The 11,523-nt window shown below is 40.4% G+C and carries 12 protein-coding genes and 1 tRNA gene; 1 reads left to right on the forward strand and 12 read right to left on the reverse strand.

Annotated elements, in window-relative coordinates; genetic code table 11:
* The 10 genes from IGI41_RS11490 to rpoN form a co-directional block, all read right to left on the reverse strand.
* A complete protein-coding gene (locus tag IGI41_RS11490) occupies positions 1-753 on the reverse strand; it encodes an alpha/beta hydrolase (protein WP_430609902.1) in 753 nt (250 codons plus the stop codon).
* Between the two features lie 125 nt (positions 754-878).
* Positions 879-1,115, reverse strand: coding sequence for a preprotein translocase subunit SecG (secG, locus tag IGI41_RS11495; RefSeq protein ID WP_430609903.1), 237 nt, complete (start codon positions 1,113-1,115; stop codon positions 879-881).
* A 133-nt stretch (positions 1,116-1,248) separates the two neighbouring features.
* Complete coding sequence (locus tag IGI41_RS11500) at positions 1,249-1,521, reverse strand: GNAT family N-acetyltransferase (RefSeq protein ID WP_430609904.1); 273 nt, start codon at positions 1,519-1,521, stop codon at positions 1,249-1,251.
* A complete protein-coding gene (locus IGI41_RS11505; RefSeq protein ID WP_430609905.1) occupies positions 1,511-2,491 on the reverse strand; it encodes an alpha/beta hydrolase in 981 nt (326 codons plus the stop codon). The genes IGI41_RS11500 and IGI41_RS11505 overlap by 11 nt, the downstream gene beginning before the upstream one ends.
* 371 nt (positions 2,492-2,862) lie before the next feature.
* Positions 2,863-4,164: a surface-displayed alpha-enolase gene (gene eno / locus IGI41_RS11510; protein WP_054115479.1), complete on the reverse strand. Its 1,302-nt coding sequence runs from the start codon at positions 4,162-4,164 to the stop codon at positions 2,863-2,865.
* A 111-nt stretch (positions 4,165-4,275) separates the two neighbouring features.
* Positions 4,276-5,031 (reverse strand): triose-phosphate isomerase, encoded by a 756-nt coding sequence (tpiA, locus tag IGI41_RS11515; RefSeq protein ID WP_430609906.1) that lies wholly within the window; start codon positions 5,029-5,031, stop codon positions 4,276-4,278.
* A 69-nt stretch (positions 5,032-5,100) separates the two neighbouring features.
* Complete coding sequence (locus IGI41_RS11520; RefSeq protein ID WP_430609908.1) at positions 5,101-6,291, reverse strand: phosphoglycerate kinase; 1,191 nt, start codon at positions 6,289-6,291, stop codon at positions 5,101-5,103.
* Between the two features lie 96 nt (positions 6,292-6,387).
* Positions 6,388-7,389 (reverse strand): type I glyceraldehyde-3-phosphate dehydrogenase, encoded by a 1,002-nt coding sequence (gap, locus tag IGI41_RS11525; RefSeq protein WP_430609909.1) that lies wholly within the window; start codon positions 7,387-7,389, stop codon positions 6,388-6,390.
* A gap of 41 nt (positions 7,390-7,430) precedes the next feature.
* Positions 7,431-8,468 carry a sugar-binding transcriptional regulator gene (locus IGI41_RS11530; protein ID WP_430609910.1) on the reverse strand — a complete coding sequence of 346 codons (1,038 nt, stop codon included), beginning with the start codon at positions 8,466-8,468 and terminating at the stop codon, positions 7,431-7,433.
* A 259-nt stretch (positions 8,469-8,727) separates the two neighbouring features.
* Entirely contained in the window at positions 8,728-10,044 is a 1,317-nt protein-coding gene (gene rpoN, locus IGI41_RS11535; protein ID WP_430609911.1) for an RNA polymerase factor sigma-54, read from the reverse strand.
* A 54-nt stretch (positions 10,045-10,098) separates the two neighbouring features.
* On the opposite strand from rpoN, the gene IGI41_RS11540 reads away from it, so the two are divergent.
* A tRNA-Arg gene (locus IGI41_RS11540) sits at positions 10,099-10,170 on the forward strand.
* A gap of 150 nt (positions 10,171-10,320) precedes the next feature.
* Here the strand turns inward: IGI41_RS11540 and rpoE are convergent.
* Both rpoE and IGI41_RS11550 read right to left on the reverse strand, forming a co-directional pair.
* On the reverse strand, positions 10,321-10,926 hold the full coding sequence (rpoE, locus tag IGI41_RS11545) for a DNA-directed RNA polymerase subunit delta (protein WP_430609912.1): 606 nt from the start codon (positions 10,924-10,926) through the stop codon (positions 10,321-10,323).
* 85 nt (positions 10,927-11,011) lie between these two features.
* Positions 11,012-11,449 (reverse strand): DUF1934 domain-containing protein, encoded by a 438-nt coding sequence (locus tag IGI41_RS11550; protein ID WP_430609913.1) that lies wholly within the window; start codon positions 11,447-11,449, stop codon positions 11,012-11,014.
* Positions 11,450-11,523 lie beyond the last annotated feature (74 nt).

Consider the following 11,523-nt stretch of genomic DNA (forward strand, 5'->3'; position numbering starts at 1 on the left):
TCACTCTTTCCAAGCCAGTGTTTCAAGAAATGCAAACACATCTTGCTCTAATTTTTTGCGTTCTGGTCCTACCGTCACCACATGACCGCTCTCTGGATACCATTGCAGTGTATAGGGAATATGTGCCAATCCCGCAGCTGTCCGAAAAACCGTTTGAGGATCGATCATTTGGTCCTTCCCCGCTTGCGCGAGAAAAACCGGTTGTTCGATTTGTGATAGGTTAGCAGCAGTTTCTTGCCCAACTGCTTCGATACCAGCCAATTGCTGGCGTACTTTCGTTGGAACATCTGCCAAGATCGCCTTTTGCTGACTTTCATCTAAATCAGAATATTGCAAGATCATGGCTGCATATTTTTCAAAGTTGGCTGGCACTTGATTGTTCGTTTCAAATAATGGTGAACAAAATAATCCGCCTCCGAGGAGTGTATCATCTTTTGTGAGACGATCCATGGCTAAGATTCCCCCCATCGATAACCCCAAAACAGCAACTTCTTGATACCCCTGTGCTCTGACGTACGCTACTGCTGCAGCAGCGTCTTCTTGCCAAGTTTCCATGCTGTGAGTGAGGATATCCTCTGGATTGGTGGTTCCGTGACCTTTGAACATCGGTGTATAAACCGTATACTCTTTTTGTTCTAAAAAGCGGCAAAGCATTCGAACATCATTTGGGCTTCCTGAATAGGCATGAAACAAAATGACAGCCCGCTTTCCGTTGCGCGCAAATACTGGTTTTGGTTGATTAAATGTTTTCATCTCTTTCCTTTCACCTCACGTCCAATTCTACCATAGTTCATGAAAATACATTGGTATTTACAATTAAAAAAAGAGCCGACAAACGAAAAAAAACCTCTCCAAAGAGAGGTTCAGGGACAAAATGATTAACTCGATGATAGATAAGCCAAAATAAAGAGCAAAACCATCCAAACAAAGCCCAAAATGGCTGTTGAACGTTGCATGACCGCTTCAAATCCACGGGCTTTTTGCTTGCCGAACAATTGATCTGCGCCGCCAGAAAATGCGCTTGCTGCACTATTTTGTTTACTAGGTTGCATCATGATCGTGATCACCATAATAATGGAAATGACAATCACAGCGGTGAGTAAAAGATTATACACGATAGCTCCTCCTTGCTTGCTAAAGTCGTCTTTTCTATTGTACCATTCCAGAAACGATTAAGCTACTATAAATCGCATCACACATAGACTGAATCGCCAATTGGTACGAAGAAATAGACCACCCGCTAGCATACTAGCGATCTAAGACATCATCATATTCAGGTTTTTCTTTGAATTCTTTGACAGCGAAGGAACATACAGGCATGATTTTTTTATCTTCATTGCGGGCTTTTTCAACAACTGCAGCTAACAATTTTTGGGCCAGCTGCTGTCCACGATACTTGCTGTCAACAAACGTATGGTCAACTACCAGTACATCCCCAGGAGCTTCTTGCCAAGTGATCTCGCCAACCTCTGTTTCCTCATCATATAGTGCAAAACGCTTGTTTTCTTCTTTAATCTCCATTTTCTCCACCCTTTCTATCAGACATCGTCTGTGTTTGCAATTGTTCAATAAAGCCAAGAACTGTTGGCCAGTAATTTGGCGCATCTGTGACTGCTTGTAAATGACCCATCTTTGGAAAAATCACTTGCTGCTTTGCACCAGCTGTTGCTTCCATTAATGTATTTGATTCACTAACAGCCAAAAAACTATCTGCTTCACCATGCAAGAATAAGACAGGTAAGTGATTACTGCCAATTTGCCGCGTCACGGATATTTGTAAAAACGGATAGCCAACTACTTGTTTACTGTACCGATTAGCAACCCGTAAAAATCGTTTGATGGGCAAACGTGAAAATTGTGGCAAACTCGAACGAATCCCACTATATACCGATGTATAACTGCTATCTGCAATCAAACCGACAACTTGAGCTGGCATCACTTCTCCACTAGCCAGTAACAAGGTAGCTGCGCCCATACCAAGGCCATAAAGATAGATCCGACATTGATTGTCTTTTTCTAAGACTTTGTCGATCCACAAAAGCAAATCCATCCGATCAAGCCACCCCAACCCAATTTCTTTGCCTTCACTTTTCCCATGCGCCCTTAAATCAGGTACCAATACATTATACCCTTCTTGCCAAAATTTCTCAGCCGGTCCTTGGCAATCAGAACGGCCATCGCTGCGATACCCATGTAAACAAATCACCCAAGTCTTAGCACACTGGTCAAACACTCTGGCAGTCAATAATAAATCATCCGAAGAAACCAGTGTACAATCGGCACCTTGTTTCCAGAATGAATCCTCTGTTTCATTTGCTCTATTTTCATAAGGAATACCCAACTTTTTTCTGCCTTCTTTGACATACCATTCATTGTTTCGCATAATAATCGCCGAAACAAAATAACGAACACCTTTTTTGAGATGTGCAGTCCGATATGTGTAGTATAAAGAATAGCATAACACAAGTAATACGATCAATAACCAAATCATAGGAGCCCCCCTTGAATTCAGTGTACCATTTACGGTGAAATTGAGCCAAAATTTTGAATAGTCCTAGTCAAATTTTAAAAAATCGGACTATCTCTTATGATTGGAAGATGATCCGCAGACCATCTTTTTTAGTGAATCAAAATAATGTTCACTGTTTTTACATATTGACCTATTTAAAAATAATCAGTATAAACAAAAAATATATCTATGAAATTGACATTTCGATAACGGTCACTGACATACTCATTGTTCCATCTTAAAATCTCTTGTTTTTGTTTCAGAGATTCTATTTAGTTTTTTAATTTTTCCGCAAAAAAAATCGAAACTACAGATGATCATCTGCAGTTCCGATTTTGAACATTCATAAAGAATTATTTGTTTTTCAAGTTGTAGAAAGCTTGTAATCCTTTGTATTCAGCAACTTCACCAAGTTGGTCTTCGATACGTAGTAATTGGTTGTATTTAGCAATACGGTCAGTACGTGAAAGAGAACCAGTTTTGATTTGGCCAGCGTTTGTTGCAACAGCGATATCAGAGATTGTTGAATCTTCTGTTTCACCTGAACGGTGAGATACAACTGCAGTGTAGCCAGCTTCTTTAGCCATTTCGATGGCATTGAATGTTTCAGTCAATGTACCGATTTGGTTTACTTTGATTAAGATTGAGTTACCGATACCGTTTTTGATTCCTTTTTCAAGGATTTCAGTGTTGGTAACAAATAAATCGTCACCTACTAATTGAACTTTGTCGCCTAAACGTTCAGTTAATAGTTTCCAACCATCCCAGTCGTTTTCGTCCATACCATCTTCGATTGTGATGATTGGATATTTGTTAACTAATTCTTCTAAGTAGTCAACTTGTTCAGCAGCTGTACGTTTCACGCCAGTTTCGCCTTCAAATTTAGTGTAGTCATACACGCCATTTTCGTAGAATTCTGATGATGCACAGTCAAAACCTAGATATACATCTTTACCTGGTTCTAAACCAGCAGCTTTGATTGCTTCTAAAATTGTTTCAACACCGTCTTCAGTTCCTTCAAAACGAGGAGCGAAACCACCTTCGTCACCTACTGAAGTTTCTAAACCACGTTTAGATAGAATTGATTTCAAGGCATGGAATACTTCAGCACCCCAACGTAGACCTTCTTTGAAAGTAGGTGCGCCTACTGGTAAGATCATGAATTCTTGGAAAGCGATTGGTGCGTCTGAGTGAGAACCGCCATTGATGATGTTCATCATAGGTGTAGGCAATACTTTTGTATTAAATCCGCCTAAGTAGTGGTATAAAGGTACTTCAAGGTAATCAGCAGCTGCACGTGCAACGGCGATAGATACACCTAGAATTGCATTGGCACCTAATTTACCTTTGTTAGGAGTTCCATCTAAAGCGATCATTGCTTTATCGATAGCCATTTGATCACGTACATCGTAACCGATGATTGCTTCTGCAATGACGTTGTTTACATTGTCAACTGCCTTCGTTACACCTTTACCGCCATAACGAGCTTTGTCGCCATCACGTAATTCAACTGCTTCGTGTTCACCTGTTGAAGCGCCTGAAGGCACCATTCCGCGGCCGAATGCACCTGATTCTGTGTAGACTTCTACTTCGATAGTTGGGTTACCACGTGAGTCAAGGACTTCGCGTGCGTAAACATCAGTAATAATTGACATGTTTTGTCTCTCCTTTGAGTTTGTTTTATCTTAAGGGGCGAACCCTTGCGAACATCTTTATTGTAGTGAAAAAATCAGCATACTGCAAATGATAATTTCATGAAAACAAAATTATTTTACAGCGTCTAATAATGCTAAGAATGAATCAGCTTGCAAGCTTGCGCCGCCGACTAATGCACCATCAACATTTTCTTTAGCCATGTATTCAGCAATGTTTTCTGGTTTAACAGAACCGCCGTATTGGATACGAACACTTTGTGCTACTTCATTGCCATACAATTTTTCAACTGTTTTACGTACCACACCACAGATTTCATCTGCAATGTTGGCATCTGCTGATTTACCAGTACCAATTGCCCAGATAGGTTCATAAGCAATCACTAGGTTGCTGACTTGACCATCTGTTAAGCCTTCTAAACCGGCAGTGATTTGTCCTTCGATCCATTCAGCAGTTTTGCCTGCTTCATAAGTTTCAAGTGTTTCACCACAGCAAAGAATTGGCAACATACCATTGGCAAAGATTGCTTTGGCTTTTTTGTTGATATCTTCGTCTGTTTCGTGGAAGTATTCACGACGTTCTGAATGGCCGATGATGACATAATCAACACCTAAATCAGCTAATGCTGCAGGTGAAGTTTCGCCAGTAAAGGCACCTTCATTTTCCCAGTAGCTGTTTTGCGCAGCAATTTTTAAATCAGTTCCTTTTGCTGCAGTTGTCAATGTTTCTAAAAACAATGCTGGGGCACCAATGACTGAATCAACAGTATCGTTGCTAGGGATCTTTGTTTTGACTGCTTCAGCAAATTCTTTTGCTTCTTTCGCAGTTTTGTTCATTTTCCAGTTGCCGGCAATAATTGGTTTACGCATATTCTGGCACTCCTTTTCATTATCAAGGGGCACTAAGCTATTTGCTTAGCACCTGCCCCTCGTTATTGATTATTTATCGTTGATTGCTGCTAATCCAGGAAGCGTTTTGCCTTCTAGTAATTCTAGGCTGGCACCGCCACCTGTTGAGATATGGGTGAATTTATCAGCAAAACCTAATTGTTCCGCTGCAGCCGCAGAGTCGCCGCCACCGATGATCGTTGTTGCATCTTCAAGGTTAGCGATTGCTTCACAGACACCGATCGTACCATTGGCAAAGTTAGACATTTCGAATACACCCATTGGGCCATTCCAAACAACTGTTTTTGCACCTTTTAACGTTTCAGCAAATAATGCAATTGTTTCAGGTCCGATATCTAAGCCCATTTGACCTGCTGGCACATCACCAGTGTGTTCTTCAGTCGGTACATCGTTTGAGAATTCAGCAGCAGTGATTGAATCTACTGGCAATACTAATTTGTCACCAGCTTTTTCAATCAACTCTTTCGCCAAGTCAACTTTATCTGCTTCTACTAAAGAGTTGCCGATTTCCATACCTTTGGCTTTGTAGAAGGTATATGTCATACCGCCACCAATCAAAATTTTGTCCGCTTTAGGGATCAAGTTTTCGATTACGCCGATTTTATCAGATACTTTTGCGCCGCCAAGGATCGCGATCATAGGATGTTTTGGTTCTTCCACTGCTTCACCGATAAATTTGATTTCTTTTTCCATTAAGAAACCAGCGACTGTTGGGATACCAGTAGAGGCAATACCAACGTTTGACGCATGGGCACGGTGTGCTGTACCAAATGCATCATTGACAAACACGTCACCTAATGAAGCCCAGTATTTACCAAGTTCAGGGTCGTTTTTGCTTTCTTTTTTGCCATCAACATCTTCAAAACGTGTGTTTTCGAAGACAACAACATCGCCATCTTTCATGTTGTTGATAGCTGCTTCTAATTTTTCACCACGTGTTTGATCAACGAAAGTGACATCTTTGCCTAAAAGTTCGCTTAAGCGAGCGGCAACAGGTGCTAAGGATTTACCTGCTTTGTCTGCTTCTTCTTTTACACGTCCTAAGTGAGAAAATAAAATCGCTTTACCACCATGTTCGATCACATAGTTGATTGTAGGTAATGCCGCCTTGATCCGTGTGTCGTCACCAATGACGCCGTCTTTTAACGGCACATTGAAGTCTACACGTACAAGCACTTTTTTATCTTTAACATCGATATCTTGAATTGTCTTTTTAGCCATGAAGAGATGCCTCCTAATCATAATTGTAAAAAAAGCGGAGAAGCGCGCTGCTTCCCCGCTTTCTCTTGCGATGGTTTTAATTACGCGACGCTAATCTTAAAGTTTAGCGAAGTATTCTAAAGTACGAACCAATTGTGCAGTGTATGACATTTCGTTGTCATACCAAGCAACAGTTTTAACTAATTGTTTGTCGCCAACAGTCATTACTTTAGTTTGAGTTGCATCAAATAATGAACCAAAAGTCATACCTACGATATCAGAAGAAACGATTTCGTCAGTGTTGTAACCGTAAGATTCGTTTGAAGCATCTTTCATTGCTGCATTGATTTCATCAACAGTTACTTTTTTGTCAAGAACAGTAACTAATTCAGTTAATGAACCAGTTGCAACTGGAACACGTTGTGCAGCGCCATCTAATTTACCGTTTAACTCTGGAATTACTAAGCCGATAGCTTTAGCAGCACCAGTTGAGTTAGGTACGATGTTTGCAGCAGCAGCGCGGGCACGGCGGAAGTCACCTTTAGGGTGTGGTCCGTCTAATGTCATTTGGTCACCTGTGTAAGCGTGGATTGTTGTCATTAAGCCTTCGATAACACCAAATTTGTCATTTAATGTTTTCGCCATTGGTGCTAAACAGTTTGTTGTACATGAAGCACCAGAGATAACTGTTTCGTCACCTGTTAAAGTTTCATGGTTTGTGTTATAAACGATTGTTGGTACATCATCTCCACCAGGAGCTGAGATAACTACACGTTTTGCACCAGCTGTTAAATGTTTTTCAGCAGCTGTTTTAGAAGTGAAGAATCCAGTACATTCTAACACGATTTCAACACCTAGTTCGCCCCAAGGCAATTCTTCAGGGTTGCGGTTAGCCAATACTTTGATTTCGTTGCCGTTCACGTTGAATGATCCATCATGAACTTCAACTGTACCGTTGAAACGTCCTTGTGTTGTATCATATTTTAACAAGTGAGCTAACATTTTAGCATCTGTTAAGTCATTGATAGCCACAACTTCGATTCCTTCTACTTCTTGGATACGACGAAATGCTAAGCGTCCGATACGTCCAAATCCATTAATACCTACTTTAACTGTCATTTAAGATTTCCTCCTTATGAAAATCAAAAAAATTATTTATTTTAAAGGGTTGACCCTTTTAAAATCTCATTTGCGCAAGCTTCATCTGTGATGAGCCAGGTTTGTTTTGGTGCATTTTTCATATATGCATTGACCGCTTTGGCTTTAGATTTTCCACCAGCGATCGCGAATACGATCGGGACTTGTTGCAAATCCTTTAATTGCAGTCCGATACGTGGTACTTTATAGACCACTTCACCGGCTTCATTAAAGAAATACCCAAATGATTCTGCTACTGCATTTTTTTGTTTCAACATCAAAATTTCTTTTTCTGACATTTTTCGTCTTGCTGCCATGTGTAAGGCTCTACCAATACTATGAATAACACAATTTGCTTGACTTATCAAGTTTAAAACATCAACGATCGCAGGTTCCTTCAACAAAAACTCATATGTGTTCATACTTAATTGTTCTGGTACAAACAACGATCGATAATCACCATTGGTTTTCATTGCCATCACTGAGCTGACAGAGTTCGCTTGAACGTTGACCGATTCTCCGATCCCGCCTCGAGCAGGTACGAATAAATTGTGTCTTTTCGTTGTTTCCAAATTCGTCAGTTCCTGAGCAACTTTCGCCATTGTCGTACCACCCATAACTGCAATGGTATTGTCTCCTTCTGGCAAAAGCAAGTCAAGTGATTCATTCAATAGCTGTCCAAATTCTGCAATCACTTTCGGTTGCCGATCGCCATCACCACTGGCAATCAAACAGCGTTGGATACCAAAGGTTTCTGATAGGCGTTTCTCGATTTGATGCATACCGAACAACTGATCCATCAATGTACCGATTTTGGTATACACTTCTTCTCCATAAGCAGTTAACTGCATACCGCTTTTTGAAGAGTCGATCAGTTTCAACTTTTTGAGGGTATCCGTCTCGGTTCTCAACACGCGTTCAGTCATCGTCAAACTTTCTGAAAGTGTTCGGCGTCCGACCGGTTGCATCCAATAGATATTCCGCAAAATACGATAACGTTCTTGGAGTACAGCAAGAATATCCGGGGTGATTGCCTCAATCAATTTTAATTCATCGAGCATGATACATCCTCCCGTTGGACAACTTTCGTCCTACAATGACTTAAAATGACCCATTGACTGTAAAAAAAATACGATTTGTATTCCTTACATCACTAATAGTAGCACTTCTGCTGGGTATACGCAACTATTTCAGTCACAAATCGTCACTTTTCTGGAAAACAATCAGAATTAGCGAAGTTTTATCCTATCAATGAAAAATGGAAAGGCTTTGGCTCCTACCAGACCTTTCCATTTTTGACAACGCAGTTTATTTCTTCCTTCAATCAAACCGTTTTCGCTTAGATGATCCTTGAATCCCCATTGCTTCTCGATACTTCGCAACTGTCCGTCTTGAAATATCAATACCCTGTTTTTTCAAAAGATCCGTCAGTTTTTGATCGGATAATGGTTTTTGTTTATTTTCTTCCTCGATCAATGTCTTTAATGCTTGTTTGATTGCCTTGGTGGTTAAATCATCCCCATCTTCTTGTGTGGACACTTTTTGACCAAAGAACATTTTCAATTCAAAGACACCAAAACTTGTTTCCAAATATTTACCATTCACTGCGCGGCTAACGGTGGATTCATGCACGCCGATTGCTTCGGCAATTTCTTTCAAGATCATTGGCTTTAATGGACGCGCAGGATCGGTAAAGAAAGCATGCTGCCGGGCAACGATTTGTTCACCGACACGATAGATGGTATCGCCTCTTTGGCGTAGTGTCTTTTTGAGCCACTCGAATTCTTGGGCTTTGTTCTCTAAATAGCGCAGCACTTCTTGATCTCCACTTTGTTTCAGGCGATCAAAGTACCTTTGTTGGAAGTGTACTTCAGGTAATGCACGTTTATTGGCGCTGACGATTGGCATTCCTTTATCAATGGTTACCTTCAAATCAGGAACAATGTATAGTCCGTCTGAAGAACCAAAAGCAGCGCCTGGTGTTGGCGTCAAGGTCTGGATATAATCAAAGACCGCTTGGACCTCTGCCAGAGATATCCGTAAACCTTTGGCAATTTTGTCCCATTTGCGCCCAGCGAGGTCATCAAAATATTCTTCTAAAACAATATAGGCCAGTGGCGGCGCATAATCATCTCTTTCCGTCTGCAACATGAGACACTCCCGCAGATCTCTAGCACCAACACCTGCTGGGTCTAATTGTTGGATCAATGTTAAGGCATCTAAAACTTGGATGGGTGTCGCCCCCATCTGTTGTGCTGCTTGATCCAAATCAATCGTCAAAAAGCCATTTAAATCAATCGATTCTACCAAGAATAAGACAATCGTCCGCAAAAACGTATCTCGGTAATTCAGATGAACTTGATCAATCAAGTATTCAAACAAAGATGTCCCCTGATCTGGAATCTGATTGAGATAATCCATCATTTGGTCAGAAGACTGATTACTTTTCGTTGGCAGAATCATTGTGTCATATTCCCCGAGTTCAATCAGCGGATTTTCCAGCGCTTGTTCGTCGATAAACGCAATCAACTCATCCGCAGAAAACTGCAACACTTGGATCGATTGCTGTAATTTCTGCGTCATAGCAAGCTTTTGCGTCTGTTTTTGCTGTTGTGAAAATTGCTGTTGAAATTTCATCATTCTACCCCTTGTTTTTTTCTTTAAAATTGGTTAAACTATTATTTGTGCTTCGCGCCTTTAGTGTAGTGGATATCACGTAAGATTCCGGTTCTTGAGACGGGGGTTCGATTCCCTCAAGGCGCGTTTTTTTATTTCTTAACATGACTAGTATACTTGATTTTGACCGATAATTCAAAATCACCTGAGCATTGCTTACAGCAATGCTTTTTTTGTGTCTCATTGAGCAAAGCAGTGATTCCCCTTCATTTATAGTTGACGAAAAAAAGAAGAGGATTATTCCTCTTCTTCCTCTTCCGCAAAATCATCTTCATCGTCATCATCGATAATGGTCAAATCTTCTTCGATATTGCCTGGCAACTCTTCTTCGTCATCGTCGTTGTTGTCAGCGCCGATTTCTTGCAAATCAGAGTTGTATGCAGAGATTTCTTCATCTTCGTCATCATCATCATCAAAAAGATCGTCTTCTTCGTCTTCAGACAAATCAGCATCTTCAGGATCATCATCATTATAATCGATTGCATCTTCATCATCATTAATAAAGGCATTGACTTTTTTACGTTTGCGACGACGTGGCGTATCTTCATCTTCGTCATCGACCCCATGATTGACTTCTTCATCAATCGAATCAATGGCATACCATGAACGTAAACCCCAACGGTTGTCACCTAAAGAAATAAAACTACCATCAATATTCAAGTCAGTATAAAACTGTGCCAAAGAATCACGAATCTCACTGTCTGATGTTTCAAGATAATTTTGAATTTGGTTGACCAAATCAGAAAAATCCATTACATCCCCACGTTGCTCTAAAATTGCGTGTGCAACTTCAATCATTGACAATTCGTGCTTATTTACACCTTCAAATACATTAATTTCCAAACTGGACACGTCCTTTCACAGTCTACTCCTAATCATACAAAATTGTTCGTCAAATTGCAATTTTTATTTTAATATTTACAATTCCTTATGCTGTAAATTCAAGTGCCAACTTGTATTCACCAATCTTATCAGCTGCCATGAACAAATCATACTCAATATCGACTTTGCCGGAATAAGGACGATCCTTCAAACTGACGTGGAGATGATGCGTAAATGTATGAAACATCATCATGCCGTAAGGCGTTTGATAACTTGTTTCTAAACGTTCTTTATAAGAAAACTTCAAACGCATCCGCATTTCTCCAGAGCGGATCAGTTGAATGACACCATCTGGCATAATTTTCATCGTAACAGGTATTTCTTCACCATCTGGTTGGATTTCTTTGTATCTTATGTATAAGGTATCACCGATTTTGACTGCTTGTCCTTGCAAATCAAAGAGAAAATCTTCTGATTGATCTCCTTGCCGAACATTGGTAGTTAAATGGATCGAAATCGGTACACCTTGTGACAATTCTTGCATTGCTTATTGCCTCCTTCTCTGATTTCACTTTCATTCTTGCTTTTTTTCAAGCATTTGTCAATCATTTCAGCCAA

Source organism: Enterococcus sp. DIV0876 (genome assembly GCF_050529585.1).
Classification (GTDB): domain Bacteria; phylum Bacillota; class Bacilli; order Lactobacillales; family Enterococcaceae; genus Enterococcus_D.

What these genes read in the sequence shown, in the direction of transcription:
- IGI41_RS11490 (WP_430609902.1), bottom strand. Translation starts at nt 753, where the DNA reads ATGAAAACATTTAATCAACCAAAACCAGTATTTGCGCGCAACGGAAAG.
- IGI41_RS11500 (WP_430609904.1), bottom strand. Translation starts at nt 1,521, where the DNA reads ATGGAGATTAAAGAAGAAAACAAGCGTTTTGCACTATATGATGAGGAA.
- IGI41_RS11505 (WP_430609905.1), bottom strand. Translation starts at nt 2,491, where the DNA reads ATGATTTGGTTATTGATCGTATTACTTGTGTTATGCTATTCTTTATAC.
- eno (WP_054115479.1), bottom strand. Translation starts at nt 4,164, where the DNA reads ATGTCAATTATTACTGATGTTTACGCACGCGAAGTCCTTGACTCACGT.
- tpiA (WP_430609906.1), bottom strand. Translation starts at nt 5,031, where the DNA reads ATGCGTAAACCAATTATTGCCGGCAACTGGAAAATGAACAAAACTGCG.
- IGI41_RS11520 (WP_430609908.1), bottom strand. Translation starts at nt 6,291, where the DNA reads ATGGCTAAAAAGACAATTCAAGATATCGATGTTAAAGATAAAAAAGTG.
- gap (WP_430609909.1), bottom strand. Translation starts at nt 7,389, where the DNA reads ATGACAGTTAAAGTAGGTATTAATGGATTTGGACGTATCGGACGCTTA.
- IGI41_RS11530 (WP_430609910.1), bottom strand. Translation starts at nt 8,468, where the DNA reads ATGCTCGATGAATTAAAATTGATTGAGGCAATCACCCCGGATATTCTT.
- rpoN (WP_430609911.1), bottom strand. Translation starts at nt 10,044, where the DNA reads ATGAAATTTCAACAGCAATTTTCACAACAGCAAAAACAGACGCAAAAG.
- IGI41_RS11550 (WP_430609913.1), bottom strand. Translation starts at nt 11,449, where the DNA reads ATGCAAGAATTGTCACAAGGTGTACCGATTTCGATCCATTTAACTACC.